The following is a 26,223-nucleotide window of genomic DNA, read 5'->3' on the forward strand; positions in this document are numbered from 1 at the left end:
CTTTTTGCTTTCAGACAGACCCCGATCATGACCTCCGCCCTGCACACCTCCGCCCTGACCTCCCTGCCCCTGCTCGCGCGCGGCAAGGTGCGCGACAACTACGCCGTGGGCGACGACCGCATCCTGATGGTGGCCAGCGACCGCATCAGCGCGTTCGACGTGATCATGGGCGAGCCGATTCCGGGCAAGGGCGAGCTGCTCACGCAGATGGCGCTGTTCTGGTTCGGCAAGCTGGGGCACCTGTGCCCCAACCACCTGACCGGCGAGGCCCCCGAGAGCGTGGTGACGCCGGCCGAGGTGCCCCAGGTGCAGGGGCGCTCGATGCTGGTCAAGCGGCTCACGCCGATCCCGGTGGAGGCGGTGGTGCGCGGCTACCTGGCCGGTAGCGGCTGGAAGGAATACCAGGACAGCCGCTCGGTCTGCGGCGTGCCGCTGCCCGAGGGCCTGAAGAACGCCAGCAAGCTGCCGGCGCCGATCTTCACGCCGGCGGCCAAGGCGGCCGTGGGCGAGCACGACGAGAACATCACCTACGAGCGCGTGGTGGAGATGATCGGCGCCAAACTCGCGGCGCAGATCCGCGACATCAGCATCGCGATCTACCAGGCGGCCAGCGAGATCGCGCTGGCCAAGGGCATCATCATCGCCGACACCAAGTTCGAGTTCGGCCTGGCCCCGGACGGCACGCTGGTGCTGATGGACGAGGTGCTCACGCCCGATTCCTCGCGCTACTGGCCGGCCGAGAGCTACCAGGAGGGCATCAACCCGCCGAGCTACGACAAGCAGTTCCTGCGCGACTGGCTGGAGCAGGCCAGGACCAATGGCAAGCCCTGGGACAAGACGCCGCCGGCGCCCAAGCTGCCGCAGTCGGTGATCGACAGCACCGCGGCCAAGTACCGCGAGGCGCTGACGCGGCTGACGGCCTGAGCCGTTCAGCTCAGCTCAGAATCACGGAACTGAGCCGCCGCCGGTAGGTGGCCACCGTGGGGTCCTGCGGCGGAATCTGGCCATCGGCCACCTTGGCTTTGGGCGGCTCGATGATCTCCAGGATGGCGATGTAGGCCTTGCGCGCCAGGCCGTCGCTCCAGCCCGGGTCGCGCATCAGGATCTCCAGCAGCTCGTCCATGGCGGCGGTCCACTGCCGCTGCGCCATCAGGCACTGGGCGCGCTGGAAGCGCGCCTCGAAATCGCGCTTGTTGGCGGCAATCTTGGCATCGAATTCGGCCAGGGTCCTTGCCGGCTGGCCCTGGGGTGCTTCGAAATCGATAGCATCCATCCAGCGCTGCAGCGCGTCGAAGCGGCGCACCAGCGCGGTCTTGCCGATCACCGGGGCGAACGCCACCTTGGCGTCGTCGGTGCGGCCCAGTTGCAGCAGCAGCTTCACGTAGTCGAAGCGCGCGTCGTCGTTGGCCGGGTCGGTGGCCACGGCGTGCTGCAGCTTCTCGAGCGCCGTCTGCGGGTCGCCGTCGGCCAGCGCGTCCAGCGCTTCTTCCTCGGCCTCTTCGGCCACCAGTTCCTCGGCGCTGGGCACATGCTTGTCGAGGAACTCGCGCACCTTGCCCTCGGGCAGCGCGCCCATGAAGCCGTCCACCGGCTGGCCGTTCATCATCAGGATGCAGGTGGGAATGCTGCGGATGCCGAAGGCGCCCGCGAGCTGCTGCTCCTCGTCGGAGTTGACCTTGACCAGCCTGAAGCGGCCCGCGTAGTCGGTTTCCAGCTTCTCGAGCACCGGGCCGAGCGACTTGCAGGGACCGCACCAGGGCGCCCAGAAGTCGACCAGCACCGGGGTGGACATCGAGGCGGCGACCACCTCGGCTTCAAAGTTTTCTACGGTGACGTCAATCATTTGGGGTACTTCAGGGCCAAAAAGTAAAATTCAATCTTTGGGAGCATTCATGAGCTCGATACAGGTTGGCGTGGTGATGGGGTCCAGTTCGGATTGGGACACCCTGCAGCACGCAGTACAGATTCTCCAGGAATTCGGCATCGCCCACGAGGCGCGCGTGATTTCCGCCCATCGCATGCCCGACGATATGTTCGCCTATGCCGAGGCCGCCGTCGGCCGCGGGCTGAAGGCCATCATCGCGGGCGCCGGCGGCGCGGCCCACCTGCCTGGCATGCTGGCGGCCAAGACCACGGTGCCGGTGCTCGGCGTGCCGGTGGCCAGCCGCCACCTGCATGGGGTGGACTCGCTGCACAGCATCGTGCAGATGCCCAAGGGCGTGCCGGTCGCCACCTTCGCCATCGGCACGGCCGGCGCGGCCAACGCGGCGCTGTTCGCCGTGGCCCTGCTGGCCAACCAGGACGCGGCGCTGCGCGCGCAGCTGGACGCCTTTCGCGCCCGGCAGACCGAAACCGCACGCGGCATGACCCTGCCCCCCGCGACCCCATGAGCCTGCCCACCCTTTTTCCCGGCGCCACGCTCGGCGTCATGGGCGGCGGCCAGCTCGGCCGCATGTTCGTGCATGCGGCGCAGCGCATGGGCTATTTCACCGCGGTGCTCGACCCCGACGCGGCCAGCCCGGCCGGCCTGGTGAGCCACCACCACATCCAGACCGGCTACCTCGACCCCGAGGGCCTGGCGCGGCTGGCGGAGTGCAGCGCGGCCGTCACCACCGAGTTCGAGAACGTGCCGGCGCCCGCGCTGGCGGCGCTGGCCCTGCAGCGGCCGGTGGCGCCCGGCGCCGAGGCGGTGGCCATCGCCCAGGACCGAGCCCGCGAAAAAGCCCATTTCGTGCGCTGCGGCGTGCCCTGCGCGCCCTACGCGGTGATCGAGACCCCCGAGCAGCTCGCCGCCGTGCCGGACGAGCTGCTGCCCGGCATCCTCAAGACCGCCCGCCTGGGCTACGACGGCAAGGGCCAGCAGCGCGTGGCGACGCGCGCCGAACTGGCTGCCGCCTGGGCCGGGCTCAAGGGCGTGCCCTGCGTGCTCGAGAAGAGGCTGCCGCTGGCCGCCGAATGCTCGGTGATCGTGGCGCGCGGCTGGGATGGCGCCATGGTGCATTTCCCGCCGCAACTCAACCTGCACCGCGACGGCATTCTGGCCGTGACCCAGGTTCATGAGGGAAATCTGCCAAAGGTCCTGGTGCAGCGGTCGATCGATGCTACCAAATCCATAGCGAACGGCCTGCAGTACGTGGGGGTGCTGTGCGTCGAGTTCTTCGTGCTGGAGGACGGCTCGCTGGTCGTCAACGAGATGGCGCCGCGCCCGCACAACAGCGGCCACTACACCCAGGACGCCTGCGACGTCTCGCAGTTCGAGCTGCAGGTGCGCGCGCTGGCCGGCCTGCCGCTCACGCCGCCGCGCCAGCACAGCCCGGCCATCATGCTCAACCTGCTGGGCGACCTGTGGTTTGCTTCCACCGCCCAGGACGCCGCCACCGAGCCGCCCTGGGCCCGGGTACTGGCCCTGCCGGGCACCCACCTGCACCTGTACGGCAAGCACGAGGCGCGCCGCGGCCGCAAGATGGGCCACCTCAACATCACCGGCGCCAGCGCGGCGCAGGTGCGGGCCACGGCGCTCGAGGCGGCGCAGCTGCTCGGCCTCGAGGCCTTCTGAGGCGGCCATGATCCTGGACGGCCTTGCCCCTGAATCCATCGCCGCGGGCGCCGCGGCGCTGCAGGCCGGCGAACTGGTCGGCCTGCCGACCGAGACGGTCTACGGCCTGGCGGCCGACGCCTCGAACGGCGCGGCCGTGGCCCGCATCTTCGAGGCCAAGGGCCGGCCGAGCGACCACCCGCTGATCGTGCACGTGGCCGATGCCGCGGGCGTGGCGCATTTCGCGGCCCGGGTGCCGGTGTTCGCGCAGCGGCTGATGCAGGCCTTCTGGCCCGGCCCGCTCACGCTGATCCTGCCGCGCCGCCCGGACGTGGGCGCGGCGGCGGCGGCCGGGCAGGACTCGATCGGCCTGCGCTGCCCCTCGCATCCGGTGGCGCAGGCGCTGCTGCGGGCTTGCGAGCGCCTGGGCGTGCATGGCGTGGCCGCGCCGAGCGCCAACCGCTTCGGCCGCGTCAGCCCGACCACGGCGGCGCATGTGCAGGCCGAGTTCGGGGATGCCCTGCTGGTGCTCGACGGCGGCGCCTGCGACGTGGGCATCGAATCCACCATCGTCGACTGCACGCGCGGGGTTCCGGTGCTGCTGCGCCCCGGCGTGTTCACGCGCGCGCAGATCGAGGTCGCTGGCGGCGAGCGCTTGCGCTCGCGCGAGGAACTGGCCGCGCCCGATCCGCGCGCCTCGGGCACGCTGCAGGCGCATTACGCGCCCCACGCCAAGCTGCGCCTGATGGACGCGGCCGCGCTGCAGACCGCGCTCGACCTGCTGGGCGCCGAGGCGTCGGGCATCGCCGTGTGGTCGCGCGCCCTGCTGCGCACGCGGTCCTCCGGCGTGATCCGCCGCCGCATGCCCGACGATGCCGCCGCCACGGCCCAGCAGCTGTTCGCGGTGCTGCGCGATTTCGACGCCCAGGGCGTCAAGCTGATCTGGGTCGAGCTGCCGCCGGCCGTGCCCGAATGGGAAGGCGTGCGGGACCGTTTACAAAGAGCCGCAGCGGCCTAGTTAAACTACCGCCAGACATTTTGGAGATCTCCATGACAACAACCTGGTTGCGCCGCGCCGTGCTGACGGCGGTCTGCGCATCAGCGGCTCTGCTGGCGGCCTGCGGCTCCAGCACCATCGAGTCGCAGCTCACGCCGACGCGCTTCATCTCGTTCGGCGATGCCTTCGCCGATCTCGGCCAGACCGGCAGCCGCTACACCGTCAACGACGGCAGCGTCAACAACTGGACGCAGCAGATGGCGGCGGACTTCGGCGTTCCGATGGCGGCCGTGGTCAGCGGCGGCTTCGCCTACGCCCAGGGCAATGCGCGCATCACCGCCAAGCCGGATGCCGCGGGCAGCAGTGCCACGCCCACCGTCCAGCAGCAGATCGACACCTTCCTCGCGGGCAACACCATCGGCGCCAGTGACGTCGTGGTGCTGGCCGGCGGCACGGCCGACATCATTGCCGAAATGGCCGCCGTGCTGGCCGGCACGCAGACCTCGGCCCAGATGATGGCCAACGTGCAGCAGGCCGGCCGCGATCTGGGGGCCCAGATCCGCCGCCTGACGCTGGTCGGCGGCCAGCACGTGGTGGTGGCGGGCGTCTACAACCTGAGCGTGACGCCCTGGGCCACCCGCATCGGCCAGGGCGCGCTGTTGAGCGATGCCAGCAGCGCGTTCAACCAGGCGCTGCTGGTCAGCATCGTCGACCTGGGCAACAGGGTCCTGTATGTGGACGCGGCTTACTACTACAACCTCGTCGCCGCGTCGCCGACCATCTACGCCATCAACGATGCTACCAGCGTCGTGTGCACCTCGGTAGACCCGGGCAACGGTATCGGCACCGGGGTGAACCAGGTGAATTCGGCGCTGTGCACCCCGTCCACCATCGCGCCAGGCGCCGACTACAGCAAATTCATGTTTGCCGACGGCGTGTACATGACGCCCCAGGCCCAGCGCGTGTTCGGCGACTACGCCTACAACCGCGTGCGGGCCCGCTGGTAGGCCGAGGCCCTTCTCCCCCAAAGAAAAAGCCGGCCCGCGGGCCGGCTTTTTTGTGGCCGCAGGGGCCGCTCAGAAGTCGTAGCCGACCGAGAACGTCAGCACCGTGGGGCGGAACCGGATGTCGATGTTGCGCGCCGCGCCGGCCGTGGTGGCCGTCAGGTGGGTCTTGACCCGGGCCGTGGCGACGGCGGCATTCAGGGTCCACTTGTCGCTGAAGCGGTAGCTGACGCCGGCCTGCGCCGCCAGGCCCCAGGAGTCGCTCAGCGAGATGTCGGTCGGCCCGCCGTTGAGGGCGTTGCCGGTGGCGGTGGACTCGCGCTTGTCGAACCGGGTGTAGTTGATGCCCAGGCCCACGAACGGGCGCCAGGCGCTTTGCGGCTCGCCGAACTTGTAGTTGAAGAACAGCGTCGGGGCGACCTGCCTCACCTTGGCGATCACCTGGCCCTGGAACGAGGACACGATGTAGGCCGGCACGATGGCAGGGTTGAGCTGGGCGGTGACGTCATGGGTGGGCGGGTAGCCCAGCGCCAGCTCCACTTCCATGTTGTTGTTGAACGAATGCGCGAAGGACAGGAACAGCGTGTCCTGGTTCTTCACGCTCAGGCTCACGCCCGAGGGCGGGCCGAGCAGGAACGGGCCGGTGGCATCGCTGGCCGACGAATGCGGCTCGACATGCGAGTAGCCGATGCGCACGGTGTTCTGCGCCGAGGCGGCCGTGCTCAGGCCAGCCAGGGCCAGGGCGGCGGCGATCAGGGTGAAGCGGTGGTTCATGGTGGGTGTCTCCTGCGATCAGAGGCCGGCGGCCAGGACTTGCTGGAAGAAGCCGCGCGCCGCTGCGTTGCAGAAGGGCGGAACCAGGGAGCCGTGGTAGGCCTGCGTCACGGCGCTCACGCCGCCGTCGGTGGCACCGGCGGCGACGGCGGCGGCCGCGGTCTGCGATTTGGCCGTGGCGAAGCCGACCTTGGCCGCCGCATAGGGGTCGCTGGCGCCGCTGGGGGCCGAGTCGACGTCCAGCACGCTCAGCAGGCCGGCGGGCATGGCGGCCGGCGACGGCGCGGTCCAGAACCCTTGCATCACCAGGGTGTTGACGCTGTAGAACACCGTGGGGTCGCCATTGCCGCCGCACAGCAGCACCGGGCGCGTGGGCGTCCAGTTGCGCAGGTCGTTCTTCTTGAAGGCCTGGCGCATCGGGTGCGCAGGCGCGGCCGCCGCGACAACGGTGGTCACCGTGGGCACCGCGCCGTCGGGATTGGCGATGGCGTCCAGCAGGTAGCCGAGGCGTGCGTTGTTGTTGATCAGGTAGCTGGTGCCGAAGCCGAGCGCGAACAGCGGCGCCAGGGCGGGCGGCGTGGTCGGCGGCGTGATGGCGTTCAGGGTGGGCTGCAGCGACGGCGGCGAGCCGGCCGGTGCGGTGGGCGGCGTGCTGTTGAACAGCGCGGTCTGCGGCAGCTTGCCCTGCTGGAACAGTGTGGTGATCGGCGTGGTCGAGGGCAGCAGCGTGTCGATGCCGGTCGCGTAGACCGGGTTGTAGATGTCGGTCAGGTTGCTGTAGATGTTGCCGTAGGCCTTCTGGAAGCTGGTGGACAGCAGTGGCGTGAAGACGGTAGAGCCGAGGTTCACGTTGCCGTAGTACACCGCGTCGCCCAGGGCGGCCAGCGCGTAGGGGCCGGACATCGGCGCGGCGGCCGTGACCGTCTGGCCGGCGGCCTGCAGCGCCTTGTGCGTGGCCATTGCCACGTGCCCGCCCTGCGAGTAGCCGGTGATGAACAGCTTGCCCGAGTCCGCGGCGCCGACGTTGGGCAGCGCCTTGCGCGCGGCGGCCAGCACGTCGATCATTTCCTTGGACTGCTGGTCGGCGTTCAGGTAGGGGTGGTAGGGCAGCCTGGAGGTGTCATAGCCCGCGTAGTTGGGCGCGATCACGATGAAGCCCTGCGCCGCGTAGGTGGCGGCCACCAGCGCGCTTTCGCTGTAGGCGGCGTTCTTGGAGTCGATGATGTTGGCGATGTTGTAGGCCTTGTCGGTCGTCGTGCCGTGGGCGTACAGCACCATCGGCCGCGCGCCCGAGCAGGCGGGGTCGGTGCCGGTCGGCACGATCAGCGCGCCGGTGGCGTTGGTGGCCTCGCCGGCACCGCCGACGGTGCCGTACTGCAGGTAGTAGAAGCTGACGCCGCACTTGGGCGCGCCCGCCACCGCCAGCAGGCTCTGGCCGCTGGCGCTCGCGCTCAGGTTGCCCTGGAACGCGCTGGCCGTCAGCGCCGTCACGCGCAACGGCGGGTTGAACTGCAGCGACCCGCGCGCCCCGCTATTGTCCGTGGTGGTGGTACCGCCGGGATCCGATCCCCCGCCGCCGCAGGCCGCGACGAACACGGCCGCAGCGACGGCGGCCAACCCTGTCAACTTCTTCATGTTGTGTTCTCCGGTTGTGAAAATAGAACGATCGTTCGTTTTTTCACTCACAATGTTACGGCTGCCCCTGTGCAAGTTACACGGGGTAACTACCGATGGCAAATGGGGAGCCCACTCCAGCGGCAAAGCGCCGGGCAGGGTAGAGGCGAAGTCAGCGCGCGCGGTAGCGCAGCTTCATCAGCAGGATGGAGAGCGCCAGGGCCACCGTGACGGCATTGGCCGCCACCACGGGCCAGGCGCCGGCCAGCAGGCCGTACACCAGCCACAGCGCTACGCCGGCCGTGAACACGCTGTACATGCCGAGCGAGATGCCGCTCACGTCGCGCGTGCGGAAGGTCAGCCAGGCCTGCGGCACGAAGCTCAGCGTGGTGCAGAAGGCGGCGAGGTAGCCGATCAGTTCGGTGGTGGGCATGGTGTCGGCGGAAGCACGTTCTTCTAAGACAAAGAGGCGGCCCGGCGGGAGCGCCGGGTCAATGGTCCTTGGCAGCCCAGTCGATCAGGGCGTCGAGCGCCGGGCGCGCGGCGGCGGCGTTGGCGTGGTTGACGATGGCCACCAGCACGTAGCGCCGCCCGCTGGCCGCGTGCACGAAGCCGGCCACGCCGGCCACGTCGCGCAGGCTGCCGGTCTTGAGGTGGGCCGCGCCCACCGCCCGGGCCTTGCTGCGGCGCAGGGTGCCGTCGACACCGGTGACCGGCAGCGAGGACACCAGCTCCGGCATCACGGGCGAGAGCCAGGCCGCCTGCAGCAGGCGCGCCAGCGCCTGCGCGCTGAGGCGGTCGCTGCGGCTCAGGCCCGAACCATTCTCGGTGAAGGGCGCATCGGGCGTGCCGAAGCGCTCCTTCCACCACTGGGCCAGCCACTCGCGCGAGCCCTCGAACGTGCCCAGCCCCTTTTGCTGCAGGCTCAGGGTGAGGAACACCTGCTGCGCCATCACGTTGTTGCTGTACTTGTTGATGTCGCGCACCACCTCGGCCAGAGCCGGCGAGCCGGCCTCGAAGGCCGGCTGCAGGCCGGCCGGCACGCGCCCGTCGCGCACCTGGCCGGCCAGCCGGCCGCCCATGTCGCGCCACAGCCCCTGCACGGCGCGCAGGGCGTAGCTGGCGGGCTCGACGTAGGCCACGGGCCAGGTCTTCTCGCCGCAGGCCAGCGGGTAGGCGCCGGCGAAGCGGATGCGCTGCGGGTCGCCGAAATCGGCCTTCAGCGCGCCGCGCCAGTCGCCGCAGTCGGCCGCGCCGTTCGCCAGCGGCACGGCGGCCTGCATCTGCACGCCGGCCAGCGGCGGCTCGAAGCTCACCTGCGCGCTGCCGGCCGCGCGGTCGGGCTGGAAGGTCATCATGACCGACTTGAAGTTCACCAGCAGCGCATCGGGCGCGGCGTTGTAGGGGCGCAGCGGCTCGCCGTCGAAGGCGCCCGGGTCCTGCGGCGCCACCTCGAACGCGCTGCGGTCCAGCACGATGTCGCCGGCGATGGCCTTCACGCCCAGGCCCTGCACCCGGCGCAGCAGCAGCCACAGCCGCTCCAGCACCAGCTTGGGATCGCCCTGGCCCCGGATGTAGAGGTTGCCGAACAGCGTGCCGTCGCGCACCGCGCCTTCCATGAACACCGGCGTGCTCCAGGTGAAGGCCGGGCCCAGCTGGTCGAGCGCCGCGTAAGTGGTCACCAGCTTCATGATCGATGCCGGGTTGACCTGGGCGCCCGCGCGATGACTCAGGCGCGGCGCGGCGCGGCCCTCGGCGTCGGCCACCAGCATCGTCACGGCGTCGCGCGGGATGCGGGCCCGGGCCAGCGCGGCGTCGACCTCCGCCGGCAGCGGCTGCGCCAGCGCCGCCGCGGCGGCCAGTCCGGCCAGCGCGCCGGCGAGAAGGCTCTTGAATGTCATGGGCCGATTATCCGTTGCAAGGTTGATCCGGCCCGCCGCGGCAGAGCGGCGCCGCCCCCTCGATAATCGGGCCATGCGCCTTTCTCCCCGGGCGACCGGCATCGCCGCCGCGGTCGTCACCGTCATCATCTGGACCTCCTTCATCGTCATCGCCCGGGCCTCGGCCCAGCGCACGCTCGGCCCGTTCGACATCGCCTTCCTGCGCATCCTCGGCGCCAGCTGCGTGCTGCTGCCCTGGGGCGCGTGGCTGGTGCGCCGCCACGGCCTGCCGGGCTGGCTCGGGCTGTCGCCGCTGTCGTTCCGGCTGACCGCGCTGACGGGCCTGTTCGGCGGCCTGCTCTATGCCATGCTGGCCTACAGCGGCTTTTTCTACGCGCCCGCGGTGCACGCCTCGGTGCTGATGCCCGGCAGCCTGCCGCTGTGGACCACCCTGCTGGCGGCGCTGATCCTGCGCGACCGCATCACGCCGGCGCGTGCCCTGGGGCTGGCCTGCATCGTCGCGGGCGACCTGCTGGTGGGCGGCAGCAGTCTGCTCGGCGCGTTCTCCGGCGGCCAGGTCTGGAAGGGCGACCTGCTGTTCATGAGCGCGGCGTTCTGCTGGGCGGTCTACAGCGTGCTGGCGCGCCGCCACGGGCTGGACGCCGTGCGGGCGACCATCGCCGTCACGGTGTTCGCCTTCATCGCCTATGTGCCGGCCTACACGCTGCTGACGGCGTGGGGCGCGATGCCCAGCCGCCTGGGCGCGGCCCCGGCCGGCGAGGTGCTGTTCCAGCTGCTGTTCCAGGGCGGGGGCTCGGTGGTGATCTCGGGCATCACCTTCACCAAGATGGTCCAGCACTTCGGCCCGGTGCGCTCGACCATGCTGACCGCGCTGGTGCCGGGCCTGTCGGCGCTGGGGGCGGTGCTGTTCCTGGGCGAGCCGCTGTACTGGAACCTGCTGGCCGGGCTGGCGCTGGTGACGGCGGGCATCGTGTTCGGCGTGCGGGGCACCCTGGCGCCGACCGGGGCTGCTATGAAAAAAGTAGCTGCCGAAGACCGCTGCATGCGGACATCGGGCTGATTTGACCTGAAAATGGCGCCTGCATGAAGATTCTGGCCTTCGACACCAGCACCGAGACCCTGTCCATCGCCCTGGGCGACGGCGCGCGCGTCTGGCTGCATGCCGGCGCGGGCGGCGCCCAGGCCTCGGCCACGCTGATCCCGGCCATCGAGGCGCTGATGGCGCAGGCCGGCCTGGGCTTCGCGCAGCTCGACGCCATCGCCTTCGGCCGCGGCCCCGGCTCGTTCACCGGGCTGCGCACCGCCTGCGCGGTGGCGCAGGGGCTGGCTTTCGGCGCCGCCGTGCCGGTGCTGCCGATCGACACCCTGCTGGCCGTGGCCGAGGAGGCCCGCCACCACCACGGCGCCACGCGCGTGATGGCCGTGCTCGATGCGCGCATGGACGAGGTGTACGCGGCCAGCTACGAATTCGACGGCCGGCAGTGGCGCCAGCAGGCGCAGGCCGGCCTGGCGAAGCCCGAAGCCCTGAGCCTGGCGCCGGGCTGGGCGCTGGCCGGCAATGCGTTCGCCGCCTACGGCGCGCGCCTGCCCGCGGCGGCGGCGCGCCTGGACGCGCTGCCCACGGGCGCCGCGCTGCTGCGGCTGGCCCCGGCCCTGCTGGCCGCCGGCGCGGCCGTGCCGGCCGACCAGGCCCTGCCGCTCTACATTCGCGATAAAGTGGCAAAAACAACCGAGGAGCGCGCCGCCGACAAGGCCGCCGCCCCCTGACCGATGAGCGCCGTCTTCAACACCATCGAAGCCCAGTTCGAGCCGCTGACCGAAGCGCGGCTCGACGAGGTCGCGGCCATCGAGCAGACCGCCTACGCGCACCCCTGGTCGCGCGGCAACTTCGCCGACTCGCTGCGCTCGGGCTACCAGGCGCAGTTGCTCACGGCGGGCGAGCAGATCCTTGGCTACTTCGTCGCCATGAAGGGCGTGGACGAGGTGCACCTGCTCAACATCACGGTGGTGCCCGCGAGCCAGGCGCAGGGCTGGGGCCGCGTGATGCTGGACGCGCTGTCGATCTGGTCGCGCGGCCAGGGCGCGCAGTGGCTGTGGCTCGAAGTGCGCGTGAGCAACCAGCGCGCCCTGCAGATCTACGAGCGCCACGGCTTTCGCCGCGTCGGCGAACGCAAGAACTACTACCCCGCCCATGGCGGCCAGCGCGAGGATGCGGTGGTGATGAGCCTGAAGCTATGAGCCTCGATCTCGACGAACGCCAGCGCGCGATGCTGGAGGCGATGCACGTCAAGGTCTGGTTTCCCCAGACCCCGGTGCAGGCCGCCGCCGCGGCCGAGACGGCCGTGCCCGCCCGCCCCGCAACGGCGCCTGTGGCCATCGCGGCTGCTCCTGAAAAGAGAGCAGCCAATGACCCGCCGATGCGGACTTCCGGCCAAAATGAGCCCGAAAACCGGCCCGTGGCGCGCGCCCCGCGCCCCGCCGGCATCGGGGCCATGGACTGGCCCGCGCTGCAGGCCGCCGTGGCCGGCTGCCAGGCCTGCAGGCTGTGCGAGCGGCGCAAGAACACCGTGTTCGGCGTCGGCCAGGCCCCGGCGGCGCCCGGGCAGCCGCCCCGGGCCGACTGGCTGATCGTCGGCGAGGCGCCCGGCGAGAACGAGGACCTGCAGGGCGAGCCCTTCGTCGGCCAGGCCGGCAAGCTGCTCGACAACATGCTCAAGGCCATCGGGCTCGACCGGCACCACAACGTCTTCATCGCCAACGTGCTCAAGTGCCGCCCGCCCGGCAACCGCAACCCCGAGCCCGAGGAAGTGGCGCAGTGCGAGCCCTACCTGCGCCGCCAGGTGGAGCTGCTGCAGCCCCGCATCATCCTGGCCATGGGCCGCTTCGCCGTGCAGTCGCTGCTGCAGACCACCGAGCCGATCGGTCGCCTGCGCGGACGCAGCCACACCTACCACGGCGTGCCCGTGATCGTGACCTACCACCCCGCCTACCTGCTGCGCAGCCTGCCCGACAAGGCCAAGGCCTGGGCCGACCTGTGCCTGGCGCTTGAGCTCATGCAGCAGCAGGCTGGCTCGGCCGGTCCGGGCTAATTTCTCGCCGCGCCGAGCGGGCTCGCGGCCGGGGCCTGGCGCGACGGCCACAGCACCGAGGCGATCGCCGCCATCATCAGCGCCACCGAGGCCCAGTCCTGCCAGTGCAGCACCTCGCCCAGCCACAGCGCGCCCGAGAACACGCCGAGCACCGGGATCAGCATCACGCTCAGCGTGGACGCCACCGGCGGCAGGCCGCGCGCTAGGTAGAACCAGGCGGCCTGCGCGAAGCCGAACACCAGCACCGCGTTGAACGCGATGGCGCTCCAGGTGACCCCGGACGGCGCCCGCCACTGCGGCCGCTCGAACAGCACGGCCAGCGTGCTGACCACGAGCGTGGTCAGCGCCGTCATCCAGAACGAGATCGTGAGCGTCGGCACCGGCAGGGTGGTGCGGCGCAGCATCTGCGTGCCGACGGCCCAGGTCGCGGCGCCGGTGAGCATCAGCAGCACGCCCAGCGGCCGGCCCGTGAGGTGGGTGAGTTCGTGCCACAGCAGCAGCAACACGCCCAGCGCCGCGGCCGCCACGCCGGCCCAGGCGCGCGGCAGCAGGCGGTTGCCGAAGAACAGCGCGCCGAACACGGCCGAGAAGATCGGCATGGTGTAGCCCAGGATCGCCGCGCGCCCGCTGGACAGCGACTGGACGGCCACGATGATCAGGCTGTGCCAGACGAACATGTTGAAGAACGCCAGCCAGAACAGCTCGCGCCAGTGCGCGCGCGGCACGCGGAACGGTATCTTCATCGCCACCAGCGCCAGCCCCAGCAGCGGCAGGCCCAGCCACATCGAGATCATGCGGAAGGTCAGCGGCGGGTAGTCGGTCACCCCCAGCTTCATGATCGGCCAGTTCAGGCCCCAGACCAGGGTGAGGGCGACGAGGGTGACGAGTTGTTGCTTCGAGAGCTGCGGCATGGGGCGATTGTGCCCAAAGGGCCGCCGGCCGGTGCGCGCGGGGCCGCGCCTTAAAATCGGGCCATGACCTTTCTCGACATGCTGCGCGCCGCCGGGCGCCAGAACGGCTCGATGCTGTGCGTGGGGCTGGACCCCGAGCCCACGCGCTTTCCGTCCCGGCTCAAGGGCGACGCCAACAAGATCTACGACTTCTGCGCGCACATCGTCGACGCCACGGCCGACCTCGCGATCGCCTTCAAGCCGCAGATCGCCTACTTCGCCGCGCACCGCGCCGAAGGCCAGCTCGAACGCCTGATGGAACACATGCGCCGCGTGGCGCCGCAGGTGCCCATCATCCTGGACGCCAAGCGCGGCGACATCGGCTCCACCGCCGAGCAGTACGCGCGCGAAGCCTTCGAGCGCTACGGCGCCGACGCCGTCACGCTGTCGCCCTTCATGGGCTTCGACTCGGTGCAGCCCTACCTCAAGTTCGAAGGCAAGGGCGCCTTCCTGCTGTGTCGCACCTCCAACCCCGGCGGCGACGACCTGCAGAACCAGCGGCTGTCGTCGGTGCCCGGCGAGCCGCTGCTGTACGAGCACGTGGCGCGCCTCGCGCAGGGGCCGTGGAACCTCAACGGCCAGCTCGGCCTGGTGGTCGGCGCCACCTACCCGGCCGAGATCGAGCGCGTGCGCGCGCTGGCGCCCACGCTGCCGCTGCTGATCCCCGGCGTGGGCGCGCAGGGCGGCGACGCGGTGGCCACCGTCAAGGCCGGCTGGCGCGAAGACGCGCCCATCATCGTCAACTCCTCGCGCGCCATCCTCTACGCCTCGGGCGGCGACGACTTCGCCGAGGCCGCGCGGCACGAGGCGTTGCGCACGCGCGACCTGCTGCAGCAGGCCGCCCGCGCCTGATCCCACCGCCGCCAGCCGACCGAGGGGCGCGATGCAACTCAAGTGGCTGGAAGATTTTCTTGCGCTGGCGCAGACGCGCAGCTTCACGCGCGCGGCCGAGCTGCGCCACGTCACCCACCCGGCCTTCGGCCGCCGCATCCGGGCGCTGGAAGCCTGGGCCGGCACACCGCTGGTGGCCGAGCGCGGCGGCGGCCCCGTGGCTCTCACGCCGGCCGGCGAGAACTTTCTGGAGAACGCCGCCCAGCTCGTGCAGGGCCTGGGCAGCTCGCGCGAGGCGCTGCGCAACGCGGCCGGGCGGCAGGCCCGCAGCGTGTCGCTGGCCACCGGCCGCACCCTGGCGCGCACCCTGGTGGCCGACTGGCTGGTGCGCCTGCGCCCGGTGCTGGGCGGCGCCGAGATGCAGGTGCTCACGCGCAGCCTGCAGGAGACGGCGCACATGCTGGAGCGCGGCGAGGTCGATTTCTCGCTGCTGTACCACCACCCGGTGCTGGCCTTCGGCCTGAACGCGCGGCAGTTCACCCACCTCACGCTGGCCTCCGACCGGCTGGTGCCGGTGTCGCGCACCGACGCCCGGGGCCGGGCGCAGCACGCGTTCGGCGGCCGCGCGCCGACACCGTACCTGGCCTACGCGCCCACGCTGGCGCTGGGCCGGCTGGTGGACGACCACCTGGCCAACAACCCGCTGGCCCCGGCGCTGGCGCGGCGCGTGGAGTGCGACTCGCCCGACGCCCACCACGAGTACGCGCTCAAGGGCCTGGGCGTGGCCTGGCTGCCCTGGTCCATGGTGCACGCCGACTGCCGGGCCGGCCGGCTCGCGGTGCTGGGCGATGCGCGCCTGGAGGTGCGCTTCGACGTGCGCCTGTACCGCCCCAAGCGCCGCCTCGGCCCGCTGGCCGAATCGGTCTGGCAGGCCTTCGTGGCGCGCGGATGACGGCCTGCCGCTGAGTGCCGTTCTGGCTCGGAATGGTGCTGATCTGGCACACGCCAAGGCGCCAGGGCTCGGACAATCCGGTTCCGGCCCTCTTGCCGTGCCGTCCATCGACGGCGCTTTCCTTCAGAGAACACCACCGGAGCCTTGCCATGACATGTTTCCCTTCTCTCGTTGCACGCCTCGCGCCCGTGCTGTGCGGGCTGCTGGCGCTGGCCGGCGCCGCGCCGGCCGCTGCCGCCGACGCAGCCTACCCCGCCAAGCCCATCACCCTGATCGTGGGCTACCCGCCCGGCGGCAGCACCGACCTGATGGGCCGCCTGGTCGGCGCCGAGCTGGCCAACCGGCTGGGCCAGCCCGTGGTCATCGAGAACCTGGGCGGCGCCGGCGGCACCATCGGCGCGCAGAAGGTGGCCAACGCGGCGCCTGATGGCTACACCCTGCTGGTGGGCGCCAACAACGAGCTTGCGATCGCGCGGCTGGTCACCAGGTCCGTCAAGTACGACCTCAGGCAGTTCACCCCGATCGGCCTGATCGGCTCGCAGCCCATGGTGCTGGTGGCTTCGACCAGCACCGGCGTGAAGAACACCGCCGAGTTCAGCCAGCTCGTGGCGAAGAACCCCGGCAGGTTCAGCTACGGCAGCTCCGGCGTGGGCACGGCGCTGCACCTGGCCGGCGAGATGGTCAAGGAGCAGGGCAGGCTGTTCATGACGCACATCCCCTACCGCGGCGTGGCCCCGCTGACCAGCGACCTGGTGGGCAACAACATCGAGTTCGGCGTGTTCGTGCTCTCCAGCGGCCTGCCGCAGATCCGCGCCGGCAAGCTGGTGGCCCTGGGCACGACCGAGGCCAAACGCTCGCCCGCCACGCCCGACATCCCGGCGCTGGCCGAGTCGCCGCAGTTCAAGAATGTGGACATCAGCTCCTGGTTCGCCCTCATGGGTCCGGCCGGCCTGCCGCAGCCCGTGGTGGCGCGGCTCAAGAAGGCGCTGACGGAGACGCTGCAGTCGCCCGATTTCCGCCAGAAGATGCTGGCCGCCGGCTCTGGCGTGGCCGACCCGAACCTCAACATCGACAAGTTCCTCGGTGACGAGGTGGCCAAGTACCGCAAGATCGTGCAGTTCGCCAAGATCGAGGAGTGAGGGGCGATGCCGGACCGTTCTCTTTCTTCTTCCCTACCGTTTGAGCTGCCCCGGCCCGAGCTGGGCGCCTGGCGCGCCGGCAACACCGGCGTCGAGGGCGTGTGGCATTTCGACGCCGCCACACCCGGGCGCCACGTGATGCTGAGCGCCCTGGTGCACGGCAATGAGCTGTGCGGCGCCTGGGCGCTGCTGGGGCTGCTGGCCGCCGGCGTGCGGCCGCAGCGCGGCCGGCTCACGCTGGCCTTCTGCAACCTCGAGGCCTTCGACCGCTTCGACGCAGCCGACCACGACGCCTCGCGCTTCGTGGACCAGGACTTCAACCGCCAGTGGAGCGACGCGCGCATCGACGCCGGCGACACGCGCGAGCGCCGCCGCGCCGCCGCGCTGCGCCCCTTCGTGCGCGAGGCCGACTGGCTGCTCGACCTGCACTCCATGCACGAGCCCTCGGCGCCGCTGCTGCTCACCGGCCTGCAGCCGCGCAACCTGGCGCTGGCGCGCGCGCTGCGCAGTCCCGGGCATGTGGTGATCGACGCCGGCCACCAGGACGGCGTGCGCATGCGCGACTACGGCCGCTTCGGCGCCGGCCTGGGCGCGGCGGACGACGACGGCACGCGCTCGCTGCTGCTCGAATGCGGCTTCCACGGCGCCCTGTCCAGCCGCAGCGTGGCGCAGGACGCCTGCCTGCGCTTTTTGCGGGAGGCCGGCACGCTCGACGCCGAGGCCGCGCAGCGACTGCTGCCGGATTGGCGCCAGCCCGACGCGCCGCGCCAGTGGGCACTGGAGGTCACGGGCCCGGTGGTGGCCCGCAGCAGCGACTTCCGCTTCGTGCAGCCCTACACCGGCCTGGAGCTGATCGAGCGCGCCGGCACCGTGATCGGCTGGAACGACGGCGAGCCGGTCACCACGCCCTACGACGACTGCGTGCTCGTGATGCCCTCCACGCGCCAGGCCCGCGCCGGCGTGACGGTGGTGCGCTTCGCGCGCCGGCGCGCGCTGTAGCGCGCCCTAGCGGCGCGCGCGCAGCCGCTCGCCGAACATCACGCTGCCCAGCGCCAGCACCACCAGCGCGATGCCGGCCCACTGCCAGCCCGTGATGGCCTCGCCCAGGGCCAGCATGCCGGTGGCCAGCCCCACCACCGGCACGCCCAGGCTGAACGGGGCGACGCGGTTGGCCGGGTGGCGCTTGAGCAGGCCGGTCCACAGCGCGTAGGCCAGGATGGTGGCGATCCAGCCCAGGTAGGCCACGGCCAGCCAGCCGCTGGCGGGCGCCTGCAGCCAGTGCCAGCGCACGGCCGGGTCGTCGAAGGCCAGCGAGAACACGGTGAACGGCAGGATCGGCACCAGGCTGCTCCAGACCACGAAGCCCAGCGCGTCGAAGCTGCGGCTGGACTGCTGGGCCTTGCGCGCCACGATGTTCGAGGCGGCCCACATGGCGGCGGCGCACAGGTTGAGCACGAAGCCCCAGGCGGTGGTGGCGCTGGACGCGGCGCCGGGCACCGCATAGTTCAGGGCGAAGCAGGCCAGGCCCAGCGCCGCCAGCCCCAGGCCGATCTGCAGCGGCCGGCTGGCGCGCTCGCGCAGCAGCACGAAGCCGAACAGCGCGGTGAAGAACACCTGCGTCTGCATCAGCACCGAGGCCAGCGCCGCCGTCATGCCGACCTGCAGCGCGGAGAACAGGAAGCCGAACTGCCCCACGCCCTGGGCCAGGCCGTACAGCACCACCCATTTCCAGTGCAGGCGCGGCGGGCGGACCAGCAGCGCCAGCGGCAGCACGGCGAACACATAGCGCACCGCGCCGAGCTGGAACGGCGTGAAGTCGCGCAGCGCGAACTTCATGGCCACGAAATTCAGGCCCCAGATCACGACCACGGCCAGCGCGGCCGCGAGATCCCGGCCGCTCAGGCGCTGCGGGTCCATGCCAGCCAACCTACTCGGCTGCGCGCGAGGCGGCGAGCTGGGACTTGGCGCGCGCGGCCAGCGCCACTTCGCCCGGGGTGGCGGGGGTCCAGGCGTCCACCGGCATCGGGCGGCCGTGCGAGTCGACCGAGACGAACACGATCAGGCATTCGGTGGTCTTCTCCAGCACCCCGCCCTTCATGTCGCCGCTGCGCACCTCCACCGCGATGTTCATGCTGGTGCTGCCGGTGTAGGCCAGGCGCGCCTCCTCTTCCACCAGGTCGCCGATCATGATGGGCCGGTGAAAGCGGATGCCGCCCACGTAGACGGTGACGCAGTAGCGCTTGGCCCAGCTCGTGGCGCAGGCGTAGCCGGCTTCGTCGATCCACTTCATGACGGTGCCGCCGTGGACTTTGCCGCCGAAATTGACGGCGCTGGGTTCGGCGAGAAAACGCAGGGTGATGCTGGACATGGGCAGGCGCGGTGAATCAGAACGAAGGCCCGATTATGGGCGGGGCTCGGCGCCGCCCGGCATCGGTTCTCGGTGACTTCAAAATTGATAGCATGAAATGACCGTCCGACAAGGACATCAGCCTGTTTTTGATGATTTTTTGGCCGCAGAACACCCGGTGGCGCCGATTGCGGCCTCAGGCCTCGCCCTGCAGCGTGACGTGGGTCTCGAAGCGGTCGGACGGCCCCAGCAGCCGCTGGTATTCCACCGGTCGGCCCTGGGCGTCGTAGCCGATGCGCTGCACGTCCACCAGGGCCGAGCCGACCGCGACCTGCAGCAGCTTCGCCACCGTCGGCGCGGCCAGGCTGGCGCGGGTGATCAGGTCGATCCTGGCGTAGTGGTGGCCCTGGCTGGCCAGCAGCTCCGACAGCGCCTGGCGGTTGAAATCCGCCCGCTTGAAGTGGCGGCCAATGTCCTCGGGCAGGAACACCGTGGTGTGCACCTGGGGCTGCCCCTGCATCATGCGCACGCGCACCACGCGCAGGACTGGCGCGCCGTCCTCGAGCTGCAGGCTCTGGCCGACATCGGGCGAGGCGGGCACGAAGCCGAACTCCTGCACCACCGACTGGCTCAGGGTGCGGCGCCGGGCCACCTGCTCCAGGTAGGCCGCGATCGGCGTTGGCATGGCAATCGCCGAGGCCTTGGGCGACACGAAGGTTCCGCTGCCGGCCTTGCGCAGGATCAGGCCCTGCTGCTCCAGCGATTTCAGGGCCCGGCGCACCGTGACGCGCGAGACGCTGTGCAGCTCGCACAGCTTTTCTTCGGTGGGGAGCCGGTCGCCCGGACGGTAGCCGCCCGCCGCGATGCTGTCCTTGATGAGGGTGGAGATCTGGTGGTGCAGCGACGTGCCCGGCAAGCGACTGACAGCATTCATCGGTGAATTCTAGGGGTCGGTCTAAATGTATTAATATCAATACAAATATTCGAAGGAGATCCCCATGGCATTTGCCTCCCCCGTGTCGGCCGGGCCGACTCTTGCCCGGCCTGCGGGCCCGCGCCGCCGCACCGTGCTGGCCGCTTTCGGCGCGAGCGCCTTCTCTGGCCTGGCATCGGCGCAGGGCGGCGCTCCGGCCTTCAGGCCGAACCGGCCGGTCAGGCTGATTTCGCCGCTGCTGGCCGGGGGCGCGACGGATGCCATCGTGCGTCCGATCGCCTTGCGGCTGGCCGAGCTGTGGGGCCAGTCGGTGGTGGTGGAAAACCGCCCGGGCGGCGGCACCATCATCGGCACCCAGGCGGTGGTGCAGGCGCCGCCCGACGGCCACACCTTCGGCGTGGTCATCAGCGCACTGACCATCAACCCCAGCCTGCGCAGCGACCTGCCCTACGACACCTTCAAGGACATCACCCCGCTGAGCCAGATCGGCAACATCACCGGCGCGCTCGTGGCGCACCCCTCGTTCGAGGGCAACTCGGTGGAGGAGCTGATCGCGCTCGCCAGGGCGGCGCCCGGGAAGATCTCCTATGCCTCGCTGGGCGTGGGCACGGCCGCCCACGTGACGGCGGAGCTGCTGAAGGTGCGCAAGGGCATCGACATGGTCCACATCCCCTATGCGGGCAGCAGCGCGGCCTACCGCGAACTGCTGCCCGGGCGCGTGCCCATCGGCTTCGTGGTGCTCGAGTCGGCCCTGCCGCACGTCAAGGCGGGCAAGCTCAATCAAGGTGCTGGCGCTGACCGACATCCGCCGCAACAAGGTCTATCCGCAGTACCCCACGCTCGAGGAAGCCGTGCCCGGGCTGGGCTATGACAGCCCGTTCGGCTTCATCGGCCCGCGCGGCCTGAGCGACGACCTTGCGCAGGCCCTGAGCGCGGACATCGTGCGCGTGCTCGGCCTGCCCGACGTGCGCGAGCACCTGGTGCGCCAGGCCATGGACGTCATCGCCTCGACGCCGCGCGAGTTCGCCGCCGTGATACGCCGCGACGTGGCGCACTGGAGGCAGGCGGTCAAGGAATCGGGTGCCAATGTCAGCTGAGCCCACCCTGTTCGACAAGGTCTGGCGCCGCCACGTGGTGGCCGACCTGGGCGAAGGCTTTGCCCTGCTGCATGTGGACCGCCATGTGCTCCAGGACTTCAACGGCAGCGCCTTCACCCGGCTGGCGGCGCGCGGCCTGCCGGTGCGCAATCCCGAACTGACGTTCGCCACGCCCGACCATTCGGTGTCCACCGACCCGCGCGACGCCGATCCGGCGCAGCGGGCCAACCCGCACGCGGTGGCGCTGCGCAACGACACGCGCAGGTTCGGCGTCAAGCTGTTCGACGTGGGCCAGCTCGGCCACGGCATCGTGCATGTGATCGCGCCCGAGCTCGGCCTGGCGCTGCCCGGCCTGACCGTGGCCATCGGCGACAGCCACACCTGCACCCACGGCGCCCTGGGCACCCTGGCCTGGGGCGTGGGCCAGGGCGAGCTGCTGCACATCCTGGCCACCCAGACCTGCGTGCAGCGCAAGCCGCGGACGATGCGCGTCACGCTGGACGGGCCTGTGCCGCCAGGCGTGGGCGGCAAGGACCTGATCCTGCACCTGATCCGCACCCTCGGCGCCGACGCCGGCAACGACTACGCCGTCGAATACGCCGGCAGCGCCGTGCAGGCCCTGCCGATGGAGGCGCGCTTCACCCTGTGCAACATGTCGGTGGAATGGGGCGCGCGCTACGGCATGGTCGCCCCCGACGACACCACCTTCGCCTGGCTCGCCGGCCGGCCCTATGCGCCGCAGGGCGCGCTATGGGACGCCGCCGTGGCCGACTGGCGCGGCCTGGCGTCGGAGCCCGGGGCCCGGTTCGACCGCGAGGTCACGCTGGACGTGCGCCGGCTGGCGCCCCAGGTCACCTGGGGCAACAGCCTCGACATGGGCCTGTCGATCGGCGAGTGCGTGCCCGATCCGCAGCACGAGCCCGATGCGGCGCGGCGCGCCAGCCTCGAGGCATCGCTGCGCTACATGGGACTGGCGCCCGGGCAGCGCATGGCGGGGCTGCCGGTCGACCGCGTCTTCATCGGCTCGTGCACCAACAGCCGCCTGTCCGATCTGCGGGCCGCCGCCGCCGTGGTGCGCGGGCGCCGCGTGGCGCCCGGCGTGCAGGCCTGGGTGGTGCCGGGCTCCGAGCAGGTGCGCCGCGAGGCACAGGCCGAGGGGCTGGACCAGGTGTTCATCGCGGCGGGCTTCGACTGGCGCACGCCGGGCTGCTCGATGTGCCTGGGCGCCAATGGCGACACCCTCGGCCGCGGCGAGCGGGCGCTGTCCACGGCCAACCGCAACTTCGCGGGGCGCCAGGGGCCGGGCAGCCGCACCCACATCACCGGGCCGGTGCTGGCCGCCGCGTCGGCCTGCACCGGCGTCATCACCGATCCGCGCGACGGATTCCTGGAGGAGGCGGCATGACGGCGCTGGTCACCCTGAGCGGCGCTGCCGCCCCCCTGTTTCAACCCGACATCAACACCGACACCATCGCACCGCTGGTGCGCTCGGCCGGCGGCGCGCAGCCGGTCGGCCTGCGCAGCCAGGCGGAACTGGCGCAGCGCCTGTTCGGGCCGTGGCGCTACCAGGCGGACGGCCGGGAGAATCCGGACTTCGTGCTGAACCAGGCACCCTACCGCCAGGCGCGCTTTCTGATCGGCGGGCCCAACTTCGCATGCGGCAGCTCGCGCGAAACAGCGGCCACCATGCTCCAGGCGTTCGGGATCCGCTGCGTGATCGCGCCCAGCTTCGGCCAGATCTTCCGCGACAACTGCTTTCGCAACCACATGCTGCCCTTGATGCTGGAGGCTGCCACGGTGCAGCGGCTGGCTCAGGCGGCGCGCGGCGGCGCCGCGTTTCACCTCGATCTGGAGGCCATGACGCTGACGCCGCCCGATGGCGAGCCGATTTCCTTCACCCTGCCCGACTTCCGCCGCGAGATGCTGCTGGCCGGGGCCGACGAGGTGGAGGTGACGCTCCGGCGCGAGCCGGCCATCGCCGCCTACCAGCAGCGCGTGCGCCGGGAGCGGCCCTGGGAGTGGCTGGCCGAGCCCGTGTGAGGTGCGCGGCGGCCCGCTGGATGGCGGTGCCTAGCGTGCCAGCACGGTCTTGAGGTAGCGCCCGGTGTGGCTGTCCGGGTGGGCCGCCAGTTCTTCCGGCGTGCCGGTGCCCACCACCTGGCCGCCGCCGGCGCCGCCTTCGGGGCCCATGTCGATCAGCCAGTCGGCGGTCTTGATGACGTCGAGGTTGTGCTCGATCACCACGATGGTGTTGCCCGCGTCGCGCAGTTGGTGCAGCACCTTGAGCAGCAGGTCGATGTCGGCGAAGTGCAGGCCGGTGGTGGGCTCGTCCAGGATGTAGAGCGTGCGGCCGGTGTCGCGCTTGCTGAGTTCCAGCGCGAGCTTGACGCGCTGCGCCTCGCCGCCCGACAGCGTGGTGGCGGCCTGCCCGAGCTTGATGTAGCTCAGGCCGACGTCCAGCAGGGTCTGCAGCTTGCGCGCGATGGTGGGCACGGCCTTCAGGAACTCGTGCGCGGTCTCGACCGTCATGTCGAGGATCTGCGCGATGTTGCGGCCCTTGTACAGCACCTCCAGCGTCTCGCGGTTGTAGCGCTGGCCGTGGCAGACGTCGCAGGGCACGTAGACGTCGGGCAGGAAGTGCATCTCCACCTTGACCACGCCGTCGCCCTGGCAGGCCTCGCAGCGGCCGCCCGCCACGTTGAAGGAGAAGCGCCCCGGGCCGTAGCCGCGCTCGCGCGCCATCGGCACCTCGGCCATCAGCTCGCGGATCGGCGTGAACAGGCCGGTGTAGGTGGCCGGGTTGCTGCGCGGCGTGCGGCCGATGGGCGACTGGTCGACGTTGATGACCTTGTCGAAATGCTCGATGCCCTCGATCGCCTCGTGCGGCGCCGGCTCCTCGTGCGAGCGGTAGAGCTGGCGCGCCACGGCGGCGTACAGCGTGTCGTTGACCAGGGTGCTCTTGCCCGAGCCCGAGACGCCGGTCACGCAGGTCAGCAGGCCCACGGGAAAGTCCACGCTCACGTTCTTCAGGTTGTTGCCGGTGGCGTGGACGATCTTCAGCACCTGCGGGTCGGCCTGGGCGGCCAGCGAGTGGCGCTGCGCGGGTACGGCAATCTTCAGGGTCTGGGCCAGGTAGCGGCCGGTCAGCGACTCGGCGTTGGCCTGCACCTCCTCGAAGGTGCCCTGTGCGATCACGCGCCCGCCGTGCACGCCCGCGCCCAGTCCCATGTCGATCACGTGGTCGGCGGCGCGGATCATGTCCTCGTCGTGCTCCACCACCAGCACGCTGTTGCCGATGTCGCGCAGGTGCTTGAGCGTGCCGATCAGCCGGTCGTTGTCGCGCTGGTGCAGGCCGATGCTGGGCTCGTCGAGCACGTACATCACGCCCGTCAGGCCCGAGCCGATCTGGCTGGCTAGCCGGATGCGCTGCGCTTCGCCGCCGCTCAGGGTGTCGGCGCTGCGGTCGAGGCTCAGGTAGTTGAGCCCCACGTCATTGAGGAACTTGAGCCGCAGGCCGATCTCGCGCACCACCTTGTCGGCGATCTCGGCCTTGGCGCCCTGCAACCGCAGGGCGTTGAAGTAGTTGAAGCTCTCGCGCAGCGTGGCGCGGCTGATCTCGTAGATGGCCCGGGCCTGCTCGCCCTCGCCCACCTTCACGTGGCGCGCCTCGCGCCGCAGGCGCGTGCCGCCGCAATCGGGGCAGGGCTGCAGGCTGCGGTAGCGCGCCAGTTCCTCGCGCACCGCCACCGAATCGGTTTCGCGGTAGCGCCGCGCCATGTTGGGGATGATGCCTTCGAACGGGTGCTTCTTGGTGAGCTTCTTGCCCGCGAAGTTGCCCGAGTCCATGACGTAGCTGAACCGGATGTCTTCCTCGCCCGAGCCATGCAGCACCACTTGCTGCACGGGCGCCGGCAGTTCCTCGAACGCCGTGTCGACGCTGAACTTGTAGTGCCTGGCCAGGCTTTCGATCAGGCTGAAGTAGTAGCCGTTGCGCCGGTCCCAGCCCTTGATCGCGCCGCTGGCCAGGCTCAGCGATGGAAACGCGACCACGCGCGCCGGGTCGAAGAACTCCATGTGGCCCAGGCCGTCGCAGGCCGGGCAGGCGCCCACCGGCGAATTGAAGGAGAACAGGCGCGGCTCGAGCTCGCTCAGCGAGTAGCTGCAGATCGGGCAGGCGAACTTGGCATTGAACAGGTGCTCCTTGCCGGTGTCCATCTCCTGCGCGATGGCGCGGCCCTGGCCCAGGCGCAGCGCGGCCTCGAAGCTCTCGGCCAGGCGCTGCTTCATGTCGGGCCGGACCTTGATGCGGTCGATCACCACGTCGATGTCGTGCTTCTCCGCCTTCTTGAGCTTGGGCAGCTGGTCGAATTCGCAGGCCTGGCCGTCCACCCGAAAGCGGACGTAGCCCTGGCTCTGCATCTCGGCGAACACTTCCAGGAACTCGCCCTTGCGGTCGCGCGCGATCGGGCTCAGCACCATGAGCCGGGTGTCCTCGGGCAGGGCCAGCACCGCATCCACCATCTGGCTCACGGTCTGTGCCTGCAGCGGCAGGTCGTGGTCGGGGCAGTAGGGCGTGCCCGCGCGCGCGTACAGCAGGCGCAGGTAGTCGTGGATCTCGGTCACCGTGCCCACGGTGGAGCGCGGGTTGTGGCTGGTGGCCTTCTGCTCGATGGAGATCGCGGGCGACAGCCCTTCGATCAGGTCCACGTCGGGCTTGTCCATGAGCTGCAGGAACTGCCGCGCATAGGCCGACAGGCTTTCCACGTAGCGGCGCTGGCCTTCGGCGTACAGCGTGTCGAACGCGAGCGACGACTTGCCCGAGCCGCTCAGGCCGGTGATCACCACCAGCTGGTTGCGCGGGATGTCGAGATCGATGTTCTTGAGGTTGTGCGTGCGTGCGCCGCGCACGCTGATGCGCTGCTGCATCGCTGCCGCCAGGTATTTGCCGTCGGTGCTGGAATTCACTGCTTGGAACTGTTCGGGCGAAGGCCCGGAAAAACCCACCATGATAGACCGGCACCGGCGCGCGCGCTACCGGCCCCGCACGGGAATGCCGGAC

Annotated in this window: 27 protein-coding genes; 17 read left to right on the top strand and 10 right to left on the bottom strand. The window is 70.8% G+C overall.

All coding sequences use genetic code 11. The features are described 5' to 3' along the window. The first annotated feature begins 27 nt into the window (after positions 1-27). Positions 28-924, top strand: coding sequence for a phosphoribosylaminoimidazolesuccinocarboxamide synthase (locus tag MMF98_RS21835; protein ID WP_243309454.1), 897 nt, complete (start codon positions 28-30; stop codon positions 922-924). Between the two features lie 10 nt (positions 925-934). On the opposite strand, the gene trxA is transcribed toward MMF98_RS21835, so the two are convergent. Beyond that, positions 935-1,843: a thioredoxin gene (gene trxA, locus MMF98_RS21840; RefSeq protein WP_243309455.1), complete on the bottom strand. Its 909-nt coding sequence runs from the start codon at positions 1,841-1,843 to the stop codon at positions 935-937. 49 nt (positions 1,844-1,892) lie between these two features. On the opposite strand from trxA, the gene purE reads away from it, so the two are divergent. From purE to MMF98_RS21860, 4 genes are read left to right on the top strand one after another with little or no spacing between them, the layout of a single operon-like run. Beyond that, complete coding sequence (purE, locus tag MMF98_RS21845) at positions 1,893-2,390, top strand: 5-(carboxyamino)imidazole ribonucleotide mutase (protein WP_243309456.1); 498 nt, start codon at positions 1,893-1,895, stop codon at positions 2,388-2,390. After that, positions 2,387-3,556 (top strand): 5-(carboxyamino)imidazole ribonucleotide synthase, encoded by a 1,170-nt coding sequence (locus MMF98_RS21850; protein WP_243309457.1) that lies wholly within the window; start codon positions 2,387-2,389, stop codon positions 3,554-3,556. Before purE ends, MMF98_RS21850 begins: the two co-directional genes overlap by 4 nt. Before the next feature lie 7 nt (positions 3,557-3,563). Continuing rightward, entirely contained in the window at positions 3,564-4,553 is a 990-nt protein-coding gene (locus MMF98_RS21855) for an L-threonylcarbamoyladenylate synthase (RefSeq protein WP_243309458.1), read from the top strand. A gap of 32 nt (positions 4,554-4,585) precedes the next feature. Further along, positions 4,586-5,539, top strand: coding sequence for an SGNH/GDSL hydrolase family protein (locus MMF98_RS21860; protein WP_243309459.1), 954 nt, complete (start codon positions 4,586-4,588; stop codon positions 5,537-5,539). Positions 5,540-5,608: 69 nt separating this feature from the next. Here MMF98_RS21860 and MMF98_RS21865 read toward each other — a convergent pair whose 3' ends face one another. From MMF98_RS21865 to dacB, 4 genes are all read right to left on the bottom strand, one after another. Next, positions 5,609-6,310: an OmpW/AlkL family protein gene (locus tag MMF98_RS21865; RefSeq protein ID WP_243309460.1), complete on the bottom strand. Its 702-nt coding sequence runs from the start codon at positions 6,308-6,310 to the stop codon at positions 5,609-5,611. An 18-nt stretch (positions 6,311-6,328) separates the two neighbouring features. Further along, the gene (locus tag MMF98_RS21870) at positions 6,329-7,945 is read right to left on the bottom strand and encodes an alpha/beta hydrolase family protein (RefSeq protein WP_243309461.1); all 1,617 of its coding nucleotides are present in this window, start codon (positions 7,943-7,945) and stop codon (positions 6,329-6,331) included. Between the two features lie 151 nt (positions 7,946-8,096). Continuing rightward, positions 8,097-8,357 (bottom strand): SemiSWEET transporter, encoded by a 261-nt coding sequence (locus MMF98_RS21875; protein WP_243309462.1) that lies wholly within the window; start codon positions 8,355-8,357, stop codon positions 8,097-8,099. Between the two features lie 58 nt (positions 8,358-8,415). After that, positions 8,416-9,825 carry a D-alanyl-D-alanine carboxypeptidase/D-alanyl-D-alanine endopeptidase gene (gene dacB, locus MMF98_RS21880; protein WP_243309463.1) on the bottom strand — a complete coding sequence of 470 codons (1,410 nt, stop codon included), beginning with the start codon at positions 9,823-9,825 and terminating at the stop codon, positions 8,416-8,418. Positions 9,826-9,898: 73 nt separating this feature from the next. Between dacB and MMF98_RS21885 the strand changes: the two genes are divergently transcribed. Genes MMF98_RS21885 through MMF98_RS21900 form a run of 4 tightly spaced genes read left to right on the top strand, consistent with a single transcriptional unit; the run spans position 9,899 to position 12,914 of the window. Then, a complete protein-coding gene (locus MMF98_RS21885) occupies positions 9,899-10,885 on the top strand; it encodes a DMT family transporter (protein WP_243309464.1) in 987 nt (328 codons plus the stop codon). A 23-nt stretch (positions 10,886-10,908) separates the two neighbouring features. Then, entirely contained in the window at positions 10,909-11,592 is a 684-nt protein-coding gene (tsaB, locus tag MMF98_RS21890; RefSeq protein WP_243309465.1) for a tRNA (adenosine(37)-N6)-threonylcarbamoyltransferase complex dimerization subunit type 1 TsaB, read from the top strand. 3 nt (positions 11,593-11,595) lie between these two features. Continuing rightward, on the top strand, positions 11,596-12,063 hold the full coding sequence (gene rimI, locus MMF98_RS21895) for a ribosomal protein S18-alanine N-acetyltransferase (RefSeq protein WP_243309466.1): 468 nt from the start codon (positions 11,596-11,598) through the stop codon (positions 12,061-12,063). Further along, positions 12,060-12,914, top strand: coding sequence for a uracil-DNA glycosylase (locus MMF98_RS21900; protein WP_243309467.1), 855 nt, complete (start codon positions 12,060-12,062; stop codon positions 12,912-12,914). Before rimI ends, MMF98_RS21900 begins: the two co-directional genes overlap by 4 nt. Here the strand turns inward: MMF98_RS21900 and MMF98_RS21905 are convergent. After that, positions 12,911-13,825: a DMT family transporter gene (locus MMF98_RS21905; protein WP_243309468.1), complete on the bottom strand. Its 915-nt coding sequence runs from the start codon at positions 13,823-13,825 to the stop codon at positions 12,911-12,913. The two genes, MMF98_RS21900 and MMF98_RS21905, sit on opposite strands and share 4 nt — an antisense overlap. Before the next feature lie 63 nt (positions 13,826-13,888). Here MMF98_RS21905 and pyrF point away from each other — a divergent pair, with 63 nt between their 5' ends. The 4 genes from pyrF to MMF98_RS21925 all read left to right on the top strand — a co-directional run bounded on the left by pyrF (position 13,889) and on the right by MMF98_RS21925 (position 17,785). Then, positions 13,889-14,716 (top strand): orotidine-5'-phosphate decarboxylase, encoded by an 828-nt coding sequence (gene pyrF, locus MMF98_RS21910; protein WP_243309469.1) that lies wholly within the window; start codon positions 13,889-13,891, stop codon positions 14,714-14,716. 31 nt (positions 14,717-14,747) lie between these two features. Next, on the top strand, positions 14,748-15,647 hold the full coding sequence (locus tag MMF98_RS21915) for a LysR family transcriptional regulator (RefSeq protein WP_243309470.1): 900 nt from the start codon (positions 14,748-14,750) through the stop codon (positions 15,645-15,647). A gap of 149 nt (positions 15,648-15,796) precedes the next feature. After that, entirely contained in the window at positions 15,797-16,786 is a 990-nt protein-coding gene (locus MMF98_RS21920; RefSeq protein ID WP_243309471.1) for a Bug family tripartite tricarboxylate transporter substrate binding protein, read from the top strand. Between the two features lie 6 nt (positions 16,787-16,792). Further along, the gene (locus MMF98_RS21925) at positions 16,793-17,785 is read left to right on the top strand and encodes a M14 family metallopeptidase (protein WP_243309472.1); all 993 of its coding nucleotides are present in this window, start codon (positions 16,793-16,795) and stop codon (positions 17,783-17,785) included. Positions 17,786-17,791: 6 nt separating this feature from the next. Here the strand turns inward: MMF98_RS21925 and MMF98_RS21930 are convergent, their stop codons facing one another. The 3 genes from MMF98_RS21930 to MMF98_RS21940 all read right to left on the bottom strand — a co-directional run bounded on the left by MMF98_RS21930 (position 17,792) and on the right by MMF98_RS21940 (position 20,067). After that, entirely contained in the window at positions 17,792-18,703 is a 912-nt protein-coding gene (locus MMF98_RS21930) for an EamA family transporter (RefSeq protein ID WP_243309473.1), read from the bottom strand. 10 nt (positions 18,704-18,713) lie between these two features. Beyond that, positions 18,714-19,154 (bottom strand): acyl-CoA thioesterase, encoded by a 441-nt coding sequence (locus MMF98_RS21935; RefSeq protein WP_243309474.1) that lies wholly within the window; start codon positions 19,152-19,154, stop codon positions 18,714-18,716. A 175-nt stretch (positions 19,155-19,329) separates the two neighbouring features. Next, positions 19,330-20,067 carry a GntR family transcriptional regulator gene (locus tag MMF98_RS21940; protein WP_243309475.1) on the bottom strand — a complete coding sequence of 246 codons (738 nt, stop codon included), beginning with the start codon at positions 20,065-20,067 and terminating at the stop codon, positions 19,330-19,332. 64 nt (positions 20,068-20,131) lie between these two features. Between MMF98_RS21940 and MMF98_RS21945 the strand changes: the two genes are divergently transcribed. From MMF98_RS21945 to leuD, 4 genes are read left to right on the top strand one after another with little or no spacing between them, the layout of a single operon-like run. Further along, on the top strand, positions 20,132-20,938 hold the full coding sequence (locus tag MMF98_RS21945) for a tripartite tricarboxylate transporter substrate-binding protein (protein WP_279343770.1): 807 nt from the start codon (positions 20,132-20,134) through the stop codon (positions 20,936-20,938). Beyond that, on the top strand, positions 20,853-21,164 hold the full coding sequence (locus MMF98_RS23690; RefSeq protein WP_341481332.1) for a tripartite tricarboxylate transporter substrate-binding protein: 312 nt from the start codon (positions 20,853-20,855) through the stop codon (positions 21,162-21,164). Before MMF98_RS21945 ends, MMF98_RS23690 begins: the two co-directional genes overlap by 86 nt. After that, positions 21,154-22,569, top strand: a complete 1,416-nt coding sequence (locus MMF98_RS21950; protein WP_243309476.1) for a 3-isopropylmalate dehydratase large subunit — start codon at positions 21,154-21,156, stop codon at positions 22,567-22,569. Before MMF98_RS23690 ends, MMF98_RS21950 begins: the two co-directional genes overlap by 11 nt. Next, positions 22,566-23,204: a 3-isopropylmalate dehydratase small subunit gene (gene leuD, locus MMF98_RS21955; RefSeq protein ID WP_243309477.1), complete on the top strand. Its 639-nt coding sequence runs from the start codon at positions 22,566-22,568 to the stop codon at positions 23,202-23,204. Before MMF98_RS21950 ends, leuD begins: the two co-directional genes overlap by 4 nt. 30 nt (positions 23,205-23,234) lie before the next feature. Here leuD and uvrA read toward each other — a convergent pair whose 3' ends face one another. Next, positions 23,235-26,090, bottom strand: coding sequence for an excinuclease ABC subunit UvrA (uvrA, locus tag MMF98_RS21960; RefSeq protein ID WP_243309691.1), 2,856 nt, complete (start codon positions 26,088-26,090; stop codon positions 23,235-23,237). Between the last annotated feature and the right edge of the window lie 133 nt (positions 26,091-26,223).

This window comes from Variovorax terrae (assembly GCF_022809125.1).
Classification (GTDB): Bacteria; Pseudomonadota; Gammaproteobacteria; order Burkholderiales; family Burkholderiaceae_C; genus Variovorax_A; species Variovorax_A terrae.